This window comes from Pseudoxanthomonas sp. Soil82 (genome assembly GCF_040446535.1).
Classification (GTDB): Bacteria; Pseudomonadota; Gammaproteobacteria; order Xanthomonadales; family Xanthomonadaceae; genus Pseudoxanthomonas; species Pseudoxanthomonas kaohsiungensis.
This window is the reverse complement of the sequence record NZ_JBEAAK010000002.1, coordinates 731734-752210: the sequence shown is the minus strand read 5'-3', so window position 1 is coordinate 752210 and position 20477 is coordinate 731734. Positions and strand designations below refer to the sequence as shown.

Annotated in this window: 24 protein-coding genes; 20 read left to right on the top strand and 4 right to left on the bottom strand. The window is 68.2% G+C overall.

Annotated elements, in window-relative coordinates; translation table 11 throughout:
- Positions 1-7 precede the first annotated feature (7 nt).
- From rpsN to ABKA19_RS08875, 16 genes are all read left to right on the top strand, one after another.
- Positions 8-313, top strand: coding sequence for a 30S ribosomal protein S14 (gene rpsN, locus ABKA19_RS08950; protein WP_162376532.1), 306 nt, complete (start codon positions 8-10; stop codon positions 311-313).
- A gap of 186 nt (positions 314-499) precedes the next feature.
- Positions 500-898: a 30S ribosomal protein S8 gene (gene rpsH / locus ABKA19_RS08945; RefSeq protein WP_162376533.1), complete on the top strand. Its 399-nt coding sequence runs from the start codon at positions 500-502 to the stop codon at positions 896-898.
- Positions 899-917: 19 nt separating this feature from the next.
- Positions 918-1445, top strand: a complete 528-nt coding sequence (gene rplF, locus ABKA19_RS08940) for a 50S ribosomal protein L6 (RefSeq protein WP_162376534.1) — start codon at positions 918-920, stop codon at positions 1443-1445.
- A gap of 92 nt (positions 1446-1537) precedes the next feature.
- Positions 1538-1894, top strand: a complete 357-nt coding sequence (gene rplR / locus ABKA19_RS08935) for a 50S ribosomal protein L18 (RefSeq protein WP_162376535.1) — start codon at positions 1538-1540, stop codon at positions 1892-1894.
- A 154-nt stretch (positions 1895-2048) separates the two neighbouring features.
- A complete protein-coding gene (rpsE, locus tag ABKA19_RS08930; protein ID WP_162376536.1) occupies positions 2049-2591 on the top strand; it encodes a 30S ribosomal protein S5 in 543 nt (180 codons plus the stop codon).
- On the top strand, positions 2584-2775 hold the full coding sequence (gene rpmD, locus ABKA19_RS08925; RefSeq protein ID WP_162407456.1) for a 50S ribosomal protein L30: 192 nt from the start codon (positions 2584-2586) through the stop codon (positions 2773-2775). Before rpsE ends, rpmD begins: the two co-directional genes overlap by 8 nt.
- Positions 2776-2785: 10 nt before the next feature.
- Positions 2786-3223 (top strand): 50S ribosomal protein L15, encoded by a 438-nt coding sequence (gene rplO, locus ABKA19_RS08920; protein ID WP_162376537.1) that lies wholly within the window; start codon positions 2786-2788, stop codon positions 3221-3223.
- Between the two features lie 7 nt (positions 3224-3230).
- Positions 3231-4586 carry a preprotein translocase subunit SecY gene (secY, locus tag ABKA19_RS08915; RefSeq protein WP_162376538.1) on the top strand — a complete coding sequence of 452 codons (1356 nt, stop codon included), beginning with the start codon at positions 3231-3233 and terminating at the stop codon, positions 4584-4586.
- Between the two features lie 323 nt (positions 4587-4909).
- A complete protein-coding gene (rpsM, locus tag ABKA19_RS08910) occupies positions 4910-5266 on the top strand; it encodes a 30S ribosomal protein S13 (RefSeq protein ID WP_162376539.1) in 357 nt (118 codons plus the stop codon).
- 12 nt (positions 5267-5278) lie between these two features.
- Positions 5279-5671, top strand: a complete 393-nt coding sequence (gene rpsK / locus ABKA19_RS08905) for a 30S ribosomal protein S11 (protein ID WP_013535974.1) — start codon at positions 5279-5281, stop codon at positions 5669-5671.
- A 14-nt stretch (positions 5672-5685) separates the two neighbouring features.
- Positions 5686-6315, top strand: a complete 630-nt coding sequence (gene rpsD, locus ABKA19_RS08900; RefSeq protein ID WP_162376540.1) for a 30S ribosomal protein S4 — start codon at positions 5686-5688, stop codon at positions 6313-6315.
- 156 nt (positions 6316-6471) lie between these two features.
- The gene (locus ABKA19_RS08895) at positions 6472-7470 is read left to right on the top strand and encodes a DNA-directed RNA polymerase subunit alpha (protein ID WP_162376541.1); all 999 of its coding nucleotides are present in this window, start codon (positions 6472-6474) and stop codon (positions 7468-7470) included.
- Between the two features lie 234 nt (positions 7471-7704).
- Entirely contained in the window at positions 7705-8076 is a 372-nt protein-coding gene (gene rplQ, locus ABKA19_RS08890; RefSeq protein WP_162376542.1) for a 50S ribosomal protein L17, read from the top strand.
- A 161-nt stretch (positions 8077-8237) separates the two neighbouring features.
- Positions 8238-8756, top strand: coding sequence for a disulfide bond formation protein B (locus tag ABKA19_RS08885; protein WP_353688589.1), 519 nt, complete (start codon positions 8238-8240; stop codon positions 8754-8756).
- A gap of 25 nt (positions 8757-8781) precedes the next feature.
- Entirely contained in the window at positions 8782-10176 is a 1395-nt protein-coding gene (locus ABKA19_RS08880) for a class II 3-deoxy-7-phosphoheptulonate synthase (RefSeq protein ID WP_353688588.1), read from the top strand.
- 257 nt (positions 10177-10433) lie between these two features.
- Positions 10434-11570 (top strand): mechanosensitive ion channel family protein, encoded by a 1137-nt coding sequence (locus tag ABKA19_RS08875; protein WP_353688587.1) that lies wholly within the window; start codon positions 10434-10436, stop codon positions 11568-11570.
- Positions 11571-11579: 9 nt separating this feature from the next.
- Here ABKA19_RS08875 and ABKA19_RS08870 read toward each other — a convergent pair whose 3' ends face one another.
- Positions 11580-13205 (bottom strand): amidase, encoded by a 1626-nt coding sequence (locus ABKA19_RS08870; protein WP_353688586.1) that lies wholly within the window; start codon positions 13203-13205, stop codon positions 11580-11582.
- A 139-nt stretch (positions 13206-13344) separates the two neighbouring features.
- Positions 13345-15174: a translational GTPase TypA gene (gene typA / locus ABKA19_RS08865; protein WP_162376547.1), complete on the bottom strand. Its 1830-nt coding sequence runs from the start codon at positions 15172-15174 to the stop codon at positions 13345-13347.
- A gap of 142 nt (positions 15175-15316) precedes the next feature.
- On the opposite strand from typA, the gene ABKA19_RS08860 reads away from it, so the two are divergent.
- From ABKA19_RS08860 to prpE, 4 genes are all read left to right on the top strand, one after another.
- Positions 15317-15811: a peptidylprolyl isomerase gene (locus ABKA19_RS08860; RefSeq protein WP_353688585.1), complete on the top strand. Its 495-nt coding sequence runs from the start codon at positions 15317-15319 to the stop codon at positions 15809-15811.
- A 129-nt stretch (positions 15812-15940) separates the two neighbouring features.
- Positions 15941-16300, top strand: a complete 360-nt coding sequence (locus tag ABKA19_RS08855) for a glutaredoxin family protein (protein ID WP_353688584.1) — start codon at positions 15941-15943, stop codon at positions 16298-16300.
- A gap of 75 nt (positions 16301-16375) precedes the next feature.
- Positions 16376-17362 (top strand): malate dehydrogenase, encoded by a 987-nt coding sequence (locus tag ABKA19_RS08850; RefSeq protein WP_162376550.1) that lies wholly within the window; start codon positions 16376-16378, stop codon positions 17360-17362.
- Positions 17363-17541: 179 nt separating this feature from the next.
- Positions 17542-19434 carry a propionate--CoA ligase gene (gene prpE, locus ABKA19_RS08845; protein WP_353688583.1) on the top strand — a complete coding sequence of 631 codons (1893 nt, stop codon included), beginning with the start codon at positions 17542-17544 and terminating at the stop codon, positions 19432-19434.
- A gap of 123 nt (positions 19435-19557) precedes the next feature.
- Here the strand turns inward: prpE and ABKA19_RS08840 are convergent, their stop codons facing one another.
- Both ABKA19_RS08840 and ABKA19_RS08835 read right to left on the bottom strand, forming a co-directional pair.
- On the bottom strand, positions 19558-19836 hold the full coding sequence (locus ABKA19_RS08840) for a hypothetical protein (protein WP_353688582.1): 279 nt from the start codon (positions 19834-19836) through the stop codon (positions 19558-19560).
- Between the two features lie 174 nt (positions 19837-20010).
- A complete protein-coding gene (locus ABKA19_RS08835) occupies positions 20011-20382 on the bottom strand; it encodes a hypothetical protein (protein WP_353688581.1) in 372 nt (123 codons plus the stop codon).
- Between the last annotated feature and the right edge of the window lie 95 nt (positions 20383-20477).

Sequence of the window (20477 nt, the reverse complement as noted above, 5' to 3'; positions counted from 1 at the left end):
TAGACACATGGCAAAGACCTCGATGGTCAACCGCGACGTGAAGCGGGAAAAGCTGGCCAAGAAGTACGCGGCCAAGCGTGACGCCCTGAAGGCGGTCATCGCGAGCCAGACCGCTTCGTACGACGAGAAGGCCGAGGCGGTCGTCAAGCTGCAGAAGCTGCCGCGTGACTCCTCGCCGAGCCGTCAGCGCAACCGCTGCGAGCTGTCCGGCCGCCCGCGTGGCGTCTACAGCAAGTTCGGCCTGGGCCGGAACAAGCTGCGCGAAGCCACCATGCGCGGCGACGTGCCCGGCCTGCGCAAGGCCAGCTGGTAAGACGGGCGTGGCGACCCCCGGTCGCCCGACCGGGTGCTGTAACCGGCAAGCCGGCCCAAGGGCCGGTTTTCCTGCTATTATTCCGCGCTTCCCCCGGCCAGCCGGGGATGGCCAAGGGCCCTGGCCCCTTCCAGGAACAATCCAGATTTCGCGAAAGCGGATATCGGTGCACTCAAGGAACCATTCATGAGCATGACTGATCCCATCGCCGACATGCTGGTCCGCATCAAGAATGCGGCCGCTGTGGGCAAGCCGACGGTGAAGCTGCCGTCCTCGAAGATCAAGGTCGCCATCGCCAACGTCCTCAAGGACGAAGGCTACATCTCGGACCTGCGCGTCACCCAGGGCGAGAACAACAAGGCCGAACTCGAGATCGTGCTGAAGTACTTCGAAGGCCGCCCGGTCATCGACCAGCTCAAGCGCGCCTCGCGCTCGGGCCTGCGCCTGTACCGCGGCAAGAGCGACCTGCCGAAGGTCCTCGGCGGCCTCGGCGTGGCCATCATCTCCACCTCCCAGGGCATCATGACCGACAAGCAGGCGCGCAACGCCGGCGTGGGCGGCGAAGTCCTGTGCTACGTGGCCTAATCGAAGGAGTACGACGAGCATGTCCCGCGTAGCCAAGAAGCCGATCGCCCTCCCGAAGGGCGTCGAACTGAACATCCAGGACACCAGCGTCAGCGCCAAGGGTCCGAAGGGCACGCTGTCGCTGGCCAAGCCGGCCGGCGTGCAGATCGCCGTCGAGGACGGCAATGCCGTGCTGTCGGCCAACGATGCCTCGCTGGTCCCGCTGACCGGCACCGTGCGCGCGATCCTGGCCAACATGGTCAAGGGCGTTTCGGAAGGCTTCGAGCGCAAGCTCGAGCTGGTCGGCGTCGGTTACCGCGCCGCGATGCAGGGCAAGGACCTGAGCCTGTCGCTCGGTTTCTCGCATCCGGTCGTGTACGCGGCGCCGGAAGGCATCACCATCACCACGCCGACCCAGACCGAGATCCTGGTCCAGGGCGCGGACAAGCAGCTGGTGGGCGAAGTCGCCGCCAAGATCCGCGCTTACCGCAAGCCCGAGCCGTACAAGGGCAAGGGCGTGAAGTACTCCGACGAAGTCATCATCCGCAAGGAAGCCAAGAAGGCGTAAGTGTTCGCGGGTCGTCCACTCGAGCCCGGCCGTCGGCCGGAAGTCCCGGCAGCGCCCCGCACCATCCTTCAGCTTCCACGAGGTAAATACACATGAGCATCAAGAACGACGCCCGTCTGCGCCGCGCCAAGTCCACCCGGGCCCACATCCGCAAGCTCGGCGTGCCGCGCCTGTCGGTGCTGCGCACCGGCCAGCACCTGTACGCCCAGCTGTTCACCGCCGATGGCGCCAAGGTCATCGCGGCCGCCAACACCCTGCAGGCCGACGTCAAAGAAGGCCTGAAGAACGGCAAGAACAGCGACGCCGCCGCCAAGGTCGGCAAGCTGATCGCCGAGCGCGCCAAGGCCGCGGGCATCGAGAAGGTCGCCTTCGACCGCTCCGGCTACCGCTACCACGGCCGCATCAAGGCGCTGGCCGACGCCGCCCGCGAGGGTGGCCTGCAGTTCTGATCCAGCGGGCCCGCTACGGCGGGCCCCGACCTGCCGGCGCAGGGTGCGCCGGACGCCGTCCTCCTTCTGCGGGGGCGTGACGTTGCACCGCGACAGCCCACAACCATAAGCGGCCACGAGCCGTACATATCCAGACAACCAAGGAATCACAGCAATGGCAGAAGAGCGTCAGCCGCGGGGCCGCGATCGCGACCGCAACCGCGAAGAGAAAGTCGACGACGGCATGATCGAGAAGCTGGTCGCGGTCAACCGCGTCAGCAAGACCGTCAAGGGCGGCCGCCAGTTCACCTTCACCGCGCTGACCGTGGTCGGCGACGGCGACGGCAAGGTCGGTTTCGGCTACGGCAAGGCCCGCGAGGTCCCGGTCGCCATCCAGAAGTCGATGGAATACGCGCGCAAGGGCATGCTGACCGTCGACCTGAACAACGGCACCCTGTGGCACCCGGTGAAGGCCGGCCACGGCGCAGCTCGCGTGTTCATGCAGCCGGCCTCCGAAGGTACCGGCGTGATCGCCGGCGGCGCCATGCGCGCCGTCCTGGAAGCGGTCGGCGTGAAGAACGTGCTGGCCAAGGCGGTCGGTTCGCGCAACCCGATCAACCTGGTCCGCGCCACCCTGGCCGGCCTGGAAGCCATGCAGTCGCCGACCCGCATTGCGGCCAAGCGCGGCAAGAAGGCGGAGGAACTCCTCAATGGCTAACGAGTCCAACAAGACCGTCAAGGTGCGCCTGGTGCGCGGCCTGCGCGGCACCCAGTCCCGCCACCGCCTGTCGGTGAAGGCCCTGGGCCTGAACAAGCTCAACGACGTGCGCGAGCTGAAGGACAGCCCGCAGGTCCGCGGTCTGATCAACCAGCTGCACTACCTGGTGCGGGTCGAGGACTAAGGAGAACACCATGCGTCTCAACACTCTCAAGCCCGCAGAGGGCGCCCGCCAGGAGCGGACCCGCGTCGGTCGCGGTATCGGCTCCGGCCTGGGCAAGACCGCCGGCCGCGGCCACAAGGGCTCTTTCGCCCGCTCCGGCAAGGGCAAGATCAAGGCAGGCTTCGAAGGCGGCCAGACCCCGATGCAGCGTCGCCTGCCGAAGGTCGGCTTCCGCTCGGTTACCGCCAAGGACACCGCCGAAGTGCTGCTTTACAAGCTCGACCTGGTCGAAGGCGACACCGTCGACTTCGCCACGCTGAAGGCGGCCAAGCTGGTTCCGTCGACGGCCAAGCGCGCCAAGATCGTCAAGAAGGGCGAGCTGTCGCGCAAGCTGACCATCAAGGGCGTGCAGGTGACCGCGGGTGCCAAGACCGCGATCGAAGCCGCCGGCGGCAGCATCGAGGAGTAAGAAGCACATGGCGCAAGCTGGCATCGGCAATCTCGGCAGCGGCCTGGGCAAGTTCACCGAACTTCGCCAGCGCCTGCTGTTCGTGCTGGGTGCGTTGGTCGTCTACCGGATCGGCTGCTTCGTGCCGGTCCCGGGCGTCAACCCCGATGCCATGCTCGCCATGATGCAGGCGCAGGGCGGCGGCATCGTGGACATGTTCAACATGTTCTCGGGCGGCGCCCTGCACCGCTTCAGCATTTTCGCGCTCAACGTGATGCCGTACATCTCGGCGTCGATCGTGATGCAGCTGGCCGTCCATATCTTCCCGGCGCTGAAGGCGCTGCAGAAAGAGGGCGAGTCCGGCCGCCGCAAGATCACCCAGTACTCGCGCGTCGGCGCGGTGCTGCTGGCGGTGGTGCAGGGCGGGAGCATCGCCATGGCGCTGCAGAACCAGACCGCGCCGGGTGGCGTGCCGGTCGTCTATACCCCGGGCATCGGCTTCGTCCTGACCGCGGTGGTGGCGCTGACCGCCGGCACCATCTTCCTGATGTGGCTGGGCGAGCAGGTCACCGAGCGCGGCATCGGCAACGGCGTGTCGCTGATCATCTTCGCGGGCATCGTCGCCGGCCTGCCGTCGGCGGTGATCCAGACCGTGCAGGCCTACCAGAACGGCAGCCTCAACTTCCTGTCGCTGCTGCTGATCGTGGTGGTGGTGCTGGGCTTCACCTGGTTCGTGGTGTTCGTCGAGCGCGGCCAGCGCCGGATCACGGTCAACTACGCGCGGCGCCAAGGTGGCCGCAACGCGTACATGAACCAGACCTCGTTCCTGCCGCTCAAGCTCAACATGTCTGGCGTGATCCCGGCGATCTTCGCCTCCAGCATCCTGGCGTTCCCGGCGACGCTGAGCATGTGGTCCGGCCAGGCCACGCAGGCGACCTGGCTGCAGCGCGTGTCCAATGCGCTGGCCCCGGGCGAGCCGCTGCACATGATCGTGTTCGCCGCGCTGATCACCGGTTTCGCGTTCTTCTATACCGCGCTGGTGTTCAACTCGCAGGAAACCGCGGACAACCTGAAGAAGTCGGGTGCGCTGATCCCGGGCATCCGGCCGGGCAAGGCCACCGCCGACTACATCGACGGCGTGCTGACCCGCCTGACCGCCGCCGGCGCCGCGTACCTGGTGATCGTCTGCCTCCTGCCGGAGGTGATGCGCACCCAGCTCAACACGTCGTTCTACTTCGGCGGCACCTCGCTGCTGATCGTGGTGGTCGTGGTGATGGACTTCATCGCCCAGATCCAGGCCCACCTGATGTCGCACCAGTACGAGAGCCTTCTGAAGAAGGCCAACCTCAAGGGTGGCTCCCGCGGCGGTCTCGCCCGGGGCTGACCCCAGATTCCATCCCGGCGGACCCATTCCGCCGGCATCCGGACATGACCGGATCAACCAAATGGGCGGCCCTCGCGACGTCTCGCGCGAGGGTGAGATTCTGCGGTGCCGCGCTGGAGTAGCGCGGCCGGCCACCGGGCAACCGGGCGGTCAGCGGGATCCGGCGCCGGAGCATGGGCACACTCCCCATGCCGGGTCCAGGGCCTTCGGGCCCCGGGCTTCCAAGTAATCCGGGACATTGATAGAATTCGCAGTTCACTTTTGAACCATCCTGTCGGGCGTGCCATGGGCGCGTGCCGACCCTCAAGTTTGGAGATCGCGTCATGGCGCGTATTGCAGGCGTCAACCTGCCGACCCAGAAGCACGTCTGGGTGGGATTGCAGAGCATCTTTGGCATCGGCCGGACCCGGTCGAAGAAGGTGTGCGAAGCCGCGGGTGTGGCTTCCAACACCAAGATCCGTGACCTGTCCGAGCCCGAAGTCGAGCGCCTGCGCGCCGAAGTCGGCAAGTACGTGGTCGAAGGCGACCTGCGTCGCGAAATCGGCATCGCCATCAAGCGACTGATGGACCTGGGCTGCTACCGCGGCCTGCGTCACCGTCGTGGCCTGCCCCTGCGCGGCCAGCGCACCCGCACCAACGCCCGCACCCGCAAGGGTCCGCGCAAGGCGATCAGGAAGTAAGGGATACCGACCATGGCAAAGCCGGCAGCAGCCAAGACCAAGAAGAAGATCAAGCGCGTCGTCACCGACGGCATCGCGCATGTCCATGCTTCTTTCAACAACACCATCGTGACGATCACCGACCGCCAGGGCAACGCGCTCTCGTGGGCGACTTCGGGCGGCGCGGGTTTCCGCGGCTCGCGCAAGTCGACCCCGTTCGCCGCGCAGGTCGCCGCCGAGAAGGCCGGCAAGGCCGCGCTCGACTACGGTGTGAAGTCGCTTGAAGTCCGCATCAAGGGGCCGGGCCCGGGTCGTGAATCGGCCGTCCGCTCGCTCAACAACGTGGGCTACAAGATCACCAACATCATCGACGTGACGCCAATCCCGCACAACGGGTGCCGTCCGCCGAAGAAGCGTCGCGTCTAAGGGGGCGATAAGAAATGGCTCGTTATATCGGTCCTACCTGTAAGCTCGCGCGCCGCGAAGGCGCCGATCTTTCCCTCAAGAGCCCGGCCCGTGCGCTGGACTCCAAGTGCAAGCTGGAGCAGAAGCCCGGCCAGCACGGCGCGACCGCGCGCAAGGGCAAGCTGTCCGACTACGCCACCCAGCTGCGCGAGAAGCAGAAGGTCAAGCGTATCTACGGCCTGCTGGAGCGCCAGTTCCGCAACTACTACAAGAAGGCCTCGACCAAGAAGGGCAACACCGGCGAGAACCTGCTGCAGCTGCTGGAAACCCGCCTGGACAACGTGATCTACCGCATGGGTTTCGCGGTCACGCGTCCGTCGGCGCGCCAGCTGGTCAGCCACCGCGGCGTGCTGGTCAACGGCAAGCCGGTGAACCTGCCGTCGTACCAGGTCAAGGCCGGCGACGCGATCGCCCTGTCCGAGAAGGCGCAGAAGCAGCTGCGCGTCCAGGAAGCCCTGACCGTGGCCGAGCAGCACGACATGACCCCGTCGTGGATCGAGGTCGACGCCAAGAAGTTCGCCGGCGTGTTCAAGGCCGTCCCGGACCGGGCCGACCTGCCGGCCGACATCAACGAAGCGCTGATCGTCGAGCTGTACTCGAAGTAACAGTGGCTGGCCGCCGCGCCCTCCCGGGCGCGGCGCCGCATCCCACACCCCGGCCGGATCGCGTCGCCCCGCCTTCCGGCCGCCCCCGGATGACGGGGCCACAAGCCAGAGCCGGCGGTTCCCAGATCGTCGGCTCATTGCAGGAGAATCCGCAACATGACGGTTACCGCCAACCAGGTCCTGCGTCCCCGCGGACCGCAGATCGAACGCCTCACCGACAATCGCGCCAAGATCGTGATCGAACCGCTCGAGCGCGGTTACGGCCACACGCTGGGCAACGCGCTGCGCCGCGTCCTGCTGTCCTCGATCCCCGGCTTCGCGATCACCGAGGTCGAGATCGACGGCGTGCTGCACGAGTACACCACGGTCGAAGGCCTGCAGGAGGACGTGCTGGAAGTCCTGCTGAACCTGAAGGACGTCGCCATCCGCATGCACAACGGCGAGAGCGCCACCCTGAGCCTGTCCAAGCAGGGTCCGGGCGTGGTCACCGCCGGTGACATCAAGACCGACCACAACGTCGAGATCCTCAACGTCGACCACGTGATCTGCCACCTCACCAAGGACACGGCGCTGAACATGCGCCTGAAGATCGAGCGCGGCTTCGGCTACCAGCCGGCGACTGCCCGTCGCCGTCCGGACGAGGAAACCCGCACGATCGGCCGCCTGGTCCTGGACGCCTCGTTCTCACCGGTCCGCCGCGTCGCCTACGCCGTGGAAGCCGCGCGCGTGGAGCAGCGCACCGACCTGGACAAGCTGGTCCTGGACATCGAGACCAACGGCACGATCGACGCCGAGGAAGCCGTGCGCACCGCCGCCGACATCCTCAGCGACCAGCTGTCGGTGTTCGGTGACTTCACCCATCGCGACCGTGGCGCCGCCAAGGCCACCCCGACCGGCGTGGATCCGGTGCTGCTGCGCCCGATCGACGACCTCGAGCTGACCGTGCGTTCGGCCAACTGCCTCAAGGCCGAGAGCATCTACTACATCGGCGACCTGATCCAGAAGACCGAGGTCGAGCTGCTCAAGACCCCGAACCTGGGCAAGAAGTCGCTAACCGAGATCAAGGAAGTCCTCGCCCAGCGCGGCCTTTCGCTCGGCATGAAGCTCGAGAACTGGCCGCCGGCGGGCGTCGCCGCCCACGGCATGCTGGGTTAAGGCGAGTCCCTCGCAAGAGCCCGCACATCCGTGTGCGGGTGTCCAACTGCAACACCGCAACACCGTTCCCGCATCCATCGCGATGCGGGAACGTTTCGGCGCCGACGGGCCTAAAGGCCCGCGGCGACTCACCGGCCAAGGAGTGCCGGTTCGGGCCAGCGCAGTCCACAGCAGCACCGCCTGGATGGCGACAGCGAACCACAACCGCCACAACATTCCACAGGAACCACGACCATGCGCCACCAGAAAGCCGGCCGCAAGTTCAGCCGCACCAGCGCCCACCGCGAAGCGATGTTCAAGAACATGGCCGCCTCGCTGTTCAAGCACGAATTGATCAAGACCACCCTGCCCAAGGCCAAGGAACTGCGCCGCGTCGCCGAGCCGCTGATCACCCTGGCCAAGGTCGACAGCGTCGCCAACCGCCGCCTGGCGTTCGCCCGCCTGCGTGACAAGGAAGCCGTCGGCAACCTGTTCACCATGCTGGGCCCGCGCTACCAGGGCCGCCCGGGCGGCTACCTGCGCATCCTCAAGTGCGGCTTCCGCGCCGGCGACAACGCGCCGATGGCGTATGTCGAGCTGGTCGATCGCCCGCAGGCCGCCGAGTAATCCGGCACGGCACATTCCGTCCGCCGTCCCCGTGGCGGGCGGGATCGAAAGCCCCGGCACCGCCGGGGCTTTTTCGTTTCAGGCGCGACGATTACCGCTGCGGCCCCGGATGCGGAATAATCGCTGCATCTTCCCTGCGGGCGGCGGCCCCGATCCTGCCAATGAATCCTTTCCGCTGGAGTTTCCGCGCGCAGTTCCTCGCCGGCTTCCTCGGTTGCGTCGCGCTTATCGGCTACGCGATCTATACCCAGCTCTACCAGGGCCTGGAACCATGCCCACTGTGCATCTTCCAGCGCATCGCCTACGCGGCGCTGGGACTGGTGTTCCTGCTCGGCGGCCTGCATGCGCCGCGCTCCCCGGGCGGCCGCGGCTTCTACGGCGTACTGGTGCTGCTGGCGTCGGCCGTCGGCATCGGCATCGCCGGCCGCCATGTGTGGCTGCAATCCCTGCCCAAGGAGCTGGCGCCGTCGTGCGGTCCGCCCCTGTCGTTCCTGCAGGAAACACACGGCCCGCTCGAGCTGGTGCGCAAGGTGCTCACGGGCACCGGCAACTGCGGCGATGTCGACTGGACCCTGTTCGGCCTCAGCATGCCGGCCTGGAGCCTGGCCGGCTTCGTCCTTCTGGCGCTGTGGGGCCTGTTCGCGGCGTTCCGGCGTCGCAAGGGCCGCAACCGCCTGTGATCCTCCTTCCCACGCGAACCCGCCCATGAGCACGCCCGAGCGCACCCTGCACGCCGTCGACCTGGCGCAGAGCTGGTCGCCTTCCAGCTGGCGCGCCCGTCCGGCGCTGCAATTGCCGCAGTACCCCGATGCAGCCGCGCTGGAGTTGGCGCTGGCCGAGCTGCGGCAGCTGCCGCCACTGGTGACATCGTGGGAGATCTTCGCGCTGAAGAAGCAGCTCGCCGAAGCGCAGGAGGGCAAGCGTTTCCTGCTGCAGGGCGGCGACTGCGCCGAGAACTTCGGTGACTGCGAGTCCGGCACCATTTCCAACCGGCTCAAGGTGCTGCTGCAGATGAGCCTGGTGCTGGTCCATGGCCTGCGGCTGCCGGTGGTCCGCGTCGGCCGCTTCGCCGGCCAGTACGCCAAGCCGCGATCGGCCGACCTGGAAACCCGCGGCGAGGTCAGCCTTCCGAGTTATCGCGGCGACGTGGTCAACGGCCCGGCGTTCACGGCGGAAGCGCGCGTGCCCGATCCCCGGCGCATGATCACCGCCCATGCGCGCTCGGCGATGACGATGAACTTCGTGCGCGCGCTGATCGACGGCGGTTTCGCCGACCTGCATCATCCCGAGTACTGGAGCCTGAGCTGGGTCGGCTGCTCGCCGCTGGCCGAGGACTACCAGAAGATGGTGAACTCGATCGGCGACGCCGTGCGGTTCATGGAGACGCTGGCCGGCGTGGAGGTGCACAACCTCAACCGGATCGATTTCTACACCTCGCACGAAGCCCTGTTGCTGCCGTACGAGGAGGCGCTGACCCGGCAGGTACCGCGGCAGTGGGGCTGGTTCAACCTGTCCACGCACTATCCGTGGATCGGCATGCGCACCGCCGCGCTGGACGGCGCCCACGTGGAGTACTTCCGCGGCATCCGCAACCCGATCGCGATCAAGGTGGGTCCGTCGGTGCAGCCGGACCAGCTGTTGCGCCTGGTCGAGGTGCTCAACCCGGACGACGAGCCGGGGCGGCTGACCTTCATCCACCGCATGGGGGCCGCCCAGATCGCGGACCGGCTGCCGCCGCTGCTCGATGCCGTCCGCCGCGACGGTCGGCGCGTGCTGTGGGTCTGCGATGCGATGCATGGCAACACCGAGAGCACTGCCAACGGCTACAAGACCCGCCGCTTCGCCAATATCCTGTCCGAGGTGGAGCAGTCCTTCGACCTGCATGCAGCCGCCGGGACGCGCCTGGGTGGCGTGCACCTGGAGCTCACCGGGGAGGACGTAACCGAATGCACCGGTGGGGCGCGCGAACTGACCGAGGTCGACCTCGAGCGCGCCTACCGCTCCTCCGTGGACCCGCGGCTCAACTACGAGCAGTCGCTGGAGATCGCGATGGCGATCGTGCGCAAGCAGGGCCAGCGCAGCGGCGACGCATCGACCTGAGCCACGCGCGCCAGGGCACGCAAGGATAGGGCTTGGCGCTGCAGCAGCGGGGCGCCCCGCGTATCGCCGCGTCTCGCTCATCCTCGAAAGGCACTCAACGCGCGCTGCGACCTTCCGTGGCGTGCCGGCGCAGCCGACGCCGCCATCACCCCGGATCCTGCAGGATGGGAAGCCATCGCGCGTTCCATCGCGTGGCTCCTGCCTGGAGCCACACGCGTGCCACGCGCACCTTCCCGAGCCCCCACAGGAGGAGAACGATGGACGCATGGAGTTGGAGCCATTGGGGAGACTACGTGGTCCCATTGGGCGGGGCGCTGCTGCTCGGCCTCCTCGTCCATTTCGGATTGCGCCTGCTTGCGCGCCGAGCCGCCCAGCGCGACTCCAGCCGGGCGCGCTGGGTGCGGGTGGTGACCGTGCCCATGGCATTCGCGCTGCCGCTGCTGTTCGTGAGCGTGGCGGTACGCACGGTGCCGATGCCCGAATCGCAGCTGGAGCTGTGGATCCACCTGCTGCGCCTGGCGTTGCTCGCCTGCGTCACCTGGCTGCTGGTGCGCATCGTCGGGGCGATCGAGTCCTCGATCCTGCGCCGCAATCCGATGGAGATTGCCGACAACCTGCATGCGCGGCGGATCCAGACCCAGGCGCGGGTGCTCAGCCGCATCGCCATGGGCACCATCATCCTGCTCGGCGTCTCCCTGGCGCTGATGACGTTTCCCGCGGTGCGCCAGATCGGCACCACGCTGCTGGCCTCGGCCGGCATCATGGGCCTGGTGGCCGGCATCGCCGCACGGCCGGTGTTCGGCAACCTGATCGCCGGCCTGCAGATCGCGCTGGCGCAGCCGATCCGCCTGGACGACGTGGTGATCGTGGAGGGCGAGTGGGGGCGGATCGAGGAGATCTCCAGCACGTACGTCGTGGTGCGCATCTGGGACGAGCGCAGGATGGTGGTGCCGTTGTCCTGGTTCATCGAGAACCCGTTCCAGAACTGGACGCGCAGCACAGCGCAGATGCTGGGTACGGCGTTCCTGTGGCTCGACTACCGCACGCCGATGGACCAGGTCCGCGCGGAGCTTGAGCGCATCTGCCACGACGATCCGCGCTGGGATGGCCGCGTCTGCATCGCCCAGGTCACCGAAACCAGCGAGCACGTCATGCAGGTGCGGTTGCTGGTCAGCGCAAGGGATTCGGGCGAGGCATTCGACCTGCGTTGCGCGGTGCGCGAGCGGATGATCGCCTTCCTGGCCGAGCACCACCCGCAGGCGTTGCCGAGGTTGCGTGCGCAGGTCGAACGGCACGCAGAGGCTGCCGGTTCCTCGCCGGCGCAACTGCCGGCGGCCGGCATCCCGAGTTCGCCGCGTGCCGAAGACGTCGACGACCTGCCCGGAACGCCATGAGACGAGGCTTCAGCGGGCGTTGCCCGGCGCAACGGATTGCGGGCCGCCCGCTGCAAATCCCGGAGGATGGCGCGCACGGGTGAGTTGTTCGTAGGCATGACCGATGCGCAGCAACCGCGCCTCGCTCCATGCCGGGCCGATGAAGGTCAGGCCCAGCGGCAGGCCATCGCTGTGGCCCATCGGCACGGTCAGCGCGGGATAGCCGGCGACCGCTGCGGCGCCGTAGCCGCTGCCGGGGAAGTGGTCGCCATGCGCCGGATCGACCGGCCAGGCCAACCCCGTGGTCGGCGCTACGAGGACATCCAGCTGCTGCGCCTCCAGCGCGGCATCGATGCCTTCCGGTCCCGCCAGGCGACGGGCCCGCGTGCGCGCGGAGATGTAGTCGGGTGAAGCCAGGCCGGTGCGGGCGTCGGCCTGCTCGAACAGGTCCTGGCCGAACAGGGGCATCACCTGGGGCGCATGCGCGCGGTTGTAGTCGATCAGTGCCCGCAGGCTCTGCACCGGCGCCTGCCGCTGGCGCAGGTACTGCTCCAGCGCCGGCTTGAACTCGGACAGCAGTACTTCGCGCTCGTCGTCCCGCCACTGGTCCTGGGTGGGAATGCGTGCGTCGACCACGACCGCGCCGGCATCGCGCATCGCCGCCACCGCACGCTCGGTCGCCGTGGCCGCCTCGGGCGAGATCGACAGGCGGTCGCGGAGCAGCCCGATGCGCACGCCGCGCAGGCTGGCGCCGCGCAGCTGCTGCGCGTAGTCGAAACTGGCCAGCACGCTGTTGTCGGCGGTGGCCGGATCGGCTGGATCGCGACCGGCGATCGCCGCCAGCAGGATCGCGGCATCCTCCACGCTGCGCGCCATCGGCCCGGCGGTGTCCTGGCTGGGTGCTATCGGCACGATGCCGTTGCGGCTGACCAGACCGACGGTCGGCTTCAGCCCCACCACGCCGTTGACCGCGGCGGGGCAGAGGATGCTGCCGTCGGTCTCCGTGCCGATGCCGACCGCGGTCATGTTCGCCGCCACCGCCACCGCCGTGCCCGAGCTGGAACCACAAGGGGAGCGGTCCAGCGCGTAGGGATTGCGCGCCTGCCCACCGATCGAACTCCAGCCGGACAGCGAGCGGCTGGAGCGGAAATTGGCCCATTCGCTGAGGTTGGCCTTGCCCAGGACCACCGCGCCGGCCTCGCGCAGCCGCGCCACCAGGAATGCGTCGTGCGCCGGCCGCAGCTCGGCCAGGGCAAGCGACCCGGCGGTGGTGGCCATGGGCGTGGCGTCGATGTTGTCCTTGAGCAGGACCGGGATGCCATGCAGGGGGCCGCGCACGCGCCCCGCGGCGCGCTCGGCGTCGAGCGCAGCGGCGTCGGCGCGTGCGCGTGGATTGAGGCTGATGATCGCATTGAGGCGCGGGCCATTGCGGTCGAGCTCGATGATCCGCGCCAGGTAGGCCTGCACCAGCGCGTGGCTGCTGGTTTCGCCGCGGGCCATTGCCGCCTGCAGGTCGGCGATGCCGGCTTCGGCATAGGCGAAGCCGGTGGTGGATGGCGTCGGTCGTGCGGCGTCCTGCGCTGCCTCCGGATCGGGCCGACAGGCCGATGCCAGGCAGCACAGGACGGCGATGACCAGCCATGTGGTCGGGCGCATCGAACTCTCCCCGGAGCCTCCGGAAAGAGCCTACGACCGCTTCGCGGCCTTGGCAAACCTGCGAAACGCAGAACGCCGGCGTGGGAGCCGGCGTCCTGGAGGGGGGCAGGCATGCAGCCGCAGCAGGCTGCTGCGGGCGTCAGGCCGCCCGCGACGCCCGCTTGCGGTCGCTCTCGGTCAGCAGCTTCTTGCGCAGGCGGATCTCCTTCGGGGTGACTTCGACCAGCTCGTCGTCCTCGATGAAATCCAGCGCCTGCTCCAGCGAGAACTTGATCGCCGGGGTCAGCTTGATCGCGTCGTCCTTGCCCGAAGCGCGCATGTTGGTCAGCGGCTTGGTCTTGATCGCGTTGACGGTCAGGTCGTTGTCCTTGGAGTGGATGCCGACCAGCTGGCCCTCGTACACCATGTCGCCTTCGGCGGCGAACAGGCGGCCGCGCTCCTCCAGCGGGCCCAGCGCGTAGGCCGGGGTGGCGCCCGGCGCATTGGCGATCATCACGCCGTTGATGCGCTTGGCGATCGCGCCCTGTTCCTTCGGGCCGTAGTGGTCGAACACGTGGAACAGCAGGCCCGAGCCCTGGGTCAGGGTCTTGAACTCGTTCTGGAAGCCGATCAGGCCACGCGCCGGGATTTCATAGTCCAGGCGCACGCGGCCCTTGCCGTCGGACTCCATGTTCTTGAGCTGCGCCTTGCGGGTGCCCAGCTTCTCCATCACGCCGCCCTGGTGGATCTCCTCCACGTCGACGACGAGCTGCTCGATCGGCTCCATCAGCTGGCCGTCGATCTCCTTGATGATGACCTCGGGGCGCGACACGGCCAGCTCGTAGCCTTCGCGGCGCATGTTCTCGATCAGCACCGACAGGTGCAGCTCGCCGCGGCCGGAGACCAGGAACTTGTCCGCGTCCTCCAGCTGCTCGACCTTCAGCGCGACGTTGTGCACCTTCTCGCGGTCCAGCCGGTCCTTCAGCTGGCGGCTGGTCAGGAACTTGCCGCCGGACAGGTCCTTGTTGCCGGCGAACGGCGAGTTGTTGACCTGGAAGGTCATCGAGATGGTCGGCTCGTCGACGGTCAGGGCCGGCAGCGCCTCGGGCGCCTCGAGTGCGCAGACGGTGTCGGAGATGGTCAGCTCGGCGATGCCGGAAATGGCGACGATGTCGCCGGCCTCGGCCGATTCCTGTTCGATCCGCTCCAGGCCCATGAAGCCCAGTACCTGCAGTACCTTGCCCTGGCGCTTCTTGCCCTCGCGGTCGATCACCGCCACCGGCATGTTCTTCTTCAGCGTGCCGCGCTGGATGCGGCCGATGCCGATGACGCCGACGAAGCTGTTGTAGTCCAGCTGGCTGATGCGCATCTGGAAGGGGCCTTCGAGGTCGACCTCGGGCCGCGGCGCGTGCTGCATGATCGCTTCGTACAGCGGGGTCATGTCGCCGGAGCGCGCTTCCGGATCCAGCGAGGCGTAGCCGTTGAGCGCCGAGGCGTAGACGATCGGGAAGTCCATCTGCTCGGCCGTGGCGCCGAGGCGGTCGAACAGGTCCCACACCTGTTCCACGACCCAGTCCGGGCGCGAGCCGGGGCGGTCGATCTTGTTGACGACCACAATCGGCTTGAAGCCCATCGCGAACGCCTTCTGGGTGACGAAGCGCGTCTGCGGCATCGGGCCGTCCATCGCGTCGACCAGGATCAGCACGGTGTCGACCATCGACAGCACGCGCTCGACCTCGCCGCCGAAGTCGGCGTGGCCGGGGGTGTCGACGATGTTGATCCGGTTGCCCTGCCAGGTGATGGCGGTGTTCTTGGCCAGGATGGTGATGCCGCGTTCCTTTTCCTGGTCGTTGCTGTCCATCACGCGCTCGGCCAGCACGGTGCGTTCGGACAGCGTGCCCGACTGCTTGAGCAGCTGGTCGACGAGGGTGGTCTTGCCATGGTCGACGTGGGCGACGATGGCGATGTTGCGCAGGTTTTCGATGGACATGGATTCTGGGATCGTGACGCGTGGGATCGGGAACGCGCACCCAGGTACCCCCTTCGAAGGGGCAAGGCGCGGGGAGGGGGCGAAAGGAAGCGCGCTATTATAACCGGTCAACCGCCCCCACCGGGCATCTGGAGCTGAACACATGAGCCTGACCGCCACCTTCGACACCGCCAAGGGCGTCATCAAGGTCGACCTGCTGCCCGAGAAGGCGCCGCTGACCGTGGCCAATTTCGTCAACCTGGCCCAGCGCGGCTTCTACGACGGCCTGAGCTTCCACCGGGTCATCGCCGACTTCATGATCCAGGGCGGCTGCCCGGAGGGCTCCGGCCGCGGCGGCCCGGGCTACCGCTTCGAGGACGAGACCGGCAATGGCGTGGCCCACGAGCGTGGCGTCCTGTCCATGGCCAACGCCGGTCCGAACACCAACGGCAGCCAGTTCTTCATCACCCACGTGGCCACCCCGTGGCTGGACGGCCGCCACACCGTGTTCGGCAAGGTGGTCGAGGGACTGGACGTGGTCGACGCCGTTGCCCAGGGCGACAAGATCAACTCGGTGAAGATCGAGGGCGACGCCGCCGCGGTGCTGGCGGCCAAGGCCGACCGCGTCGCCGAGTGGAACCGTTACCTGAGCGCCTGACCGGCATCCGACCTGGCCGGCCCGCCCGCACCCGCGGGCCCGGCCGCCCGGGGGCCGCGTGATAAAATCACCGGCCCCGGACCCACCATCCCGACCGGCCCGCCACGCGCCGGCCCTGGACCCGACCCCATGCGCATCCTCGGTCTCCTGCTGATCGCCGGCCTCGCCGGCGGGCTCTATGCCTGGTGGTCCCATGACCGCCAGCCCGACCTGCATCCGGACGACCCGCGGGTGGCCACTGGCGACGCCGGTATCGTCATGCTGGCGGCCGAGTGGTGCGGTTACTGCCGCAAGCAGCAGGGCGACTTCGAGCGGGCCGGGGTGCGCTACCGGGTGCTGGACATCGACGACGAGGACGGCGGGCGCGCCATGCGCGCGCTCGGCGCCCGCGGCGTGCCGGTGACCGTCATCGGCCAGGCCGTGGTCCGCGGCTACGACACCGGTGCCCTCGACGAAGGTCTGACGCCCCTGGGCTACGACGTCTACTAATCTGCGCGGTGCCGCGCACGCGGTCCGCTCCACTCCCACGCGAACCACCGCATCCAACGAAGGACCTCCCACCCGATGAAGACCCCCGTTCGAGTTGCCGTCACCGGCGCCGCCGGCCAGATCGGCTACGCCCTGCTGTTCCGCATCGCCTCCGGCGAAATGCTCGGCAAGGACCAGCCCGTGATCCTGCAGTTGCTGGAGCTGCCGATGGAGAAGGCCCAGGCGGCGCTGAAGGGCGTGATCATGGAGCTGGAGGACTGCGCCTTCCCGCTGCTGGCCGGCGTGGTCGGCACGGACGATCCGGAAGTGGCGTTCAAGGACGCCGATGTGGCCCTGCTGGTCGGCGCGCGTCCGCGCGGCCCGGGCATGGAGCGCAAGGACTTGCTGCTGGAGAACGCGAAGATCTTCACCGCCCAGGGCGCGGCGTTGAACAAGGTCGCCAGCCGCGACGTAAAGGTGCTGGTGGTCGGCAACCCGGCCAACACCAACGCCTACATCGCGATGAAGTCGGCGCCGGACCTGAAGCCGGAAAACTTCACCGCCATGCTGCGCCTGGACCACAACCGCGCGCTGAGCCAGCTGGCGGCCAAGGCCGGCGTGGCCGTGGGCGACATCGAGAAGCTGGTGGTGTGGGGCAACCACAGCCCGACCATGTACCCGGACTACCGCTTCGCCACCGCCAAGGGCGTGTCGCTGAAGGACAAGATCAACGACGCCGACTGGAACGCCAACGAGTTCATCCCGAAGGTGGGCAAGCGCGGTGCGGCGATCATCGAGGCCCGCGGCCTGTCCTCGGCCGCCTCGGCCGCCAATGCCGCCATCGACCACGTCCGCGACTGGGTGCTGGGCAGCAACGGCAAGTGGGTGACGATGGGCATTCCGTCGGACGGCTCCTACGGCATCCCCGAAGGCGTGATCTTCGGCTTCGCCGTCACCACCGAGAACGGCAAGTACACGATGGTCCGCGACCTGCCGATCGACGAGTTCAGCCAGAAGGCGATCGACAAGACCCTGGGCGAGCTGGAAGAAGAGCGCGCCGGCGTCGCCCACCTGCTGGGCTGAGGCGCGGGTCGGAACAGGTTGACCGGACCGGTCAACCTGTTGCCAGCGGAAAGGCCGGGAATTCCCGGCCTTTTCCGTTTCAGGGGCGGATTTTCGACCAAGGTCGCAAGGCCGGGAGCGGGGGGCGGGACTAAGCTCCGCCCATCGCCAGCCCGCCACCCCCGGGAGGGGAAGCCGCCATGCGCTACGAAGACCTGTACCGGCGTTCGATCGAGCAGCCCGAGGCGTTCTGGGCCGAGGCGGCCACCGCCATCGACTGGAACGAGCCGCCTCGGAAGATCCTCGAGTACACGCAGCCCCCGTTCCGCAAGTGGTTCGCCGGCGGCACCACCAACCTGTGCCACAACGCCGTCGACCGGCACCTGGCGCAGCGTGCCGACCAGCTGGCGCTGGTGGCGGTATCCACCGAGACCGGGGTCACCCGCGAGATCACCTACCGCGAGCTGCACCGCGAGGTGAATGCGTTCGCCGCGGTGCTCAAACGGCTGGGCGTGGGGCGCGGCGAGCGGGTGGTGGTCTACATGCCGAACATGGCCGAGGCGGTGTTCGCGATGCTGGCGTGCGCGCGCATCGGCGCGATCCACTCGGTGGTGTTCGGTGGATTCGCCGCGCACAACCTGGCGCTGCGCATCGACGACGCGCAGCCCAGGCTGCTGATCGCCGCCGACGCCGGCAGCCGCGGCGGCAAGGTGATCCCGTACAAGCCGCTGGTGGACCAGGCCTGCGCGGAGGCGAAGTTCCCGCCGCCGAAGGTGCTGATCGTCTCGCGTGGACTGGACGCCGCACAGCCGCGCGTGGAAGGTCGCGACGAGGATTACGCGTCGCTGCGCGCGCAGGTCGGCGACGAGCAGGTCGCGGTGGAGTGGCTGGAATCCAACGAGCCCAGCTACCTGCTCTACACCTCCGGTACCACCGGCAAGCCCAAGGGCGTGCAGCGCGACGTCGGCGGCCATGCGGTCGCGTTGGCGCTGTCGATGCGCACGGTCTACGACGTCGGTCCTGGCCAGGTGATGTTCTCCACCTCCGACGTGGGCTGGGCCGTGGGGCATTCGTACAACGTGTACGGTCCGCTGCTGGTCGGTGCCACCTCGCTGCTCTACGAAGGCCTGCCGGTGAACCCGGACCCGGGCATCTGGTGGTCGCTGTGCGAGAAGTACGCCGTGCGCACCATGTTCTCCTCGCCCACGGCGGTCCGGGTGCTGAAGAAGCACGACGTGGCGTACATCCGCGACCATGACCTGTCGAAGCTGCACTACCTGTTCCTGGCCGGCGAGCCGCTGGACGAACCGACGGCGCAATGGATCACCGATGCGCTGGGCAAGCCGGTCATCGACAACTACTGGCAGACCGAGACCGGTTGGCCGGTGCTGTGCCTGCTTCCGGGCTTGGACATGAAGCCGGTGAAGTTCGGCTCGCCGGGCCTTCCCAACCTCGGCTACAAGCTGCGGGTCATCGACGAGACCACCGGCAACGAGGCGGCGGTGGGCGAGAAGGGCGTGCTCGTGATCGAACCACCGCTGCCGCCCGGCTGCATGACCACGGTGTGGAACGACGACGCGCGCTTCCTCTCCAGCTACTTCGGCCACTTCCGCCAGCTGCTCTACAGCTCGCTGGACTGGGCCATCCGCGACAAGGACGGCTACACCTTCATCCTGGGTCGCACCGATGACGTGATCAATGTCGCCGGCCACCGGCTCGGCACGCGCGAGATCGAAGAGTCGGTATCGAGCCATCCGGCTGTGGCCGAGGCGGCGGTGATCGGCGTGCACGACGAGCTGAAGGGCCAGGTTCCCGTGGTGTTCGCCACGCTCAAGCGCAGCGATGCCGGATCGGCGGAAGCGGCCGCGCAGATGATGCGCACCGTCACCGAGCAGCTGGGCGCGGTCGCGCGGCCCTCGCGCGTTTACGTGGTCAATGCCCTGCCCAAGACCCGCTCGGGCAAGCTGCTGCGCCGCTCCCTGCAGGCCCTGGCCGAGCACCGCGACCCGGGCGACCTCTCCACGCTCGACGATCCCAATGCGCTGGAGGAAGTGAAGCGCGCGCTGGAGCGGGGCGCAGACGCGGGCAGCTGAACCGGTGGTGGTGCGGCCTGCGTCGGCCGTAACTCGATCGCGGTCGCGAATGCTCCCGTCGGCGCCAGTGCCGGGCGCATGGCAGCGAAAGCCGGCGCCCACCGTGCCGGTGCTGTCGCGGCGCTATCCGCGCGCCGACTCGTTCTTTATCGCCCGCGAGACGATGGCCTCGTACAGCTGGACGATCTGCGCTCCGAGGGCGTGGAACTGCGGATTCCGGGACACGAACTTCTGCCCGTCCCTGGCGTCTTCCAGCGCGCGCTTGAGGAAGTCGATGTCGGCGTCGGTCAGGCATTCCCCACCATCGACGCGTTGCTTCAGCTCGAGCGCGCGAGGCAGGCGGAACCGCAGCAACCGGTCCAGCAGCGTCTTCAGCACAGCGTCGTCGTTCACGTCGGACATGCGGGCCATCCACTGGCGGTCGCGCAATCGCGCAGGCAGGGTAGGTCCAGGCCTGGCCGCGGGGAATGGGCCCTTGGCCCCACGCGCACCGTCCGGGTGCGGTGCGTCCTGCGTACACCACGTCCACGTCCACTTCCGCCTCCTGCCGGGTTGGCCCTGGCGGGGCGCCTGGCTTCACTCGTCGATGCGCACGATGCGTCGGCCGAAGAACAGCGCATCCATCGAGTAAGCGCCGGGGCCCAGCAGCGCCAGGGCGACGACCGACAGGCCCTGGGCGGCGAGTGCGATCGCGCGCGCATCCGGCATGGCCTGGATCAGGCCGAGCAGGGCGCAGGCGCCGGCCAGCCGGGCGATCCACGAAGTGAACAGGCCCAGTACCAGCCCCAGCGCGGCAATGCCGGTGAGGAATCCGGACACCGGCGGGGGCAGTGGCAGGCCGGCCACCGGATTGCACGCCAGCATTCCCGCCAGCACGCCCAGCCGCAGGGCCAGCAGCCCGGCGCCGGGCGAGCCCCTGGGAAACAACGGCATCAACGGTTGGGTCATCGGCAAGAACCAGGCGAAGCGTGACGCCATCCCAGCCGAAGACGGCGCGCGGGCGGCTGTGGATCGGCTTCTATCCCGGCGGCATCAGCGTGCTG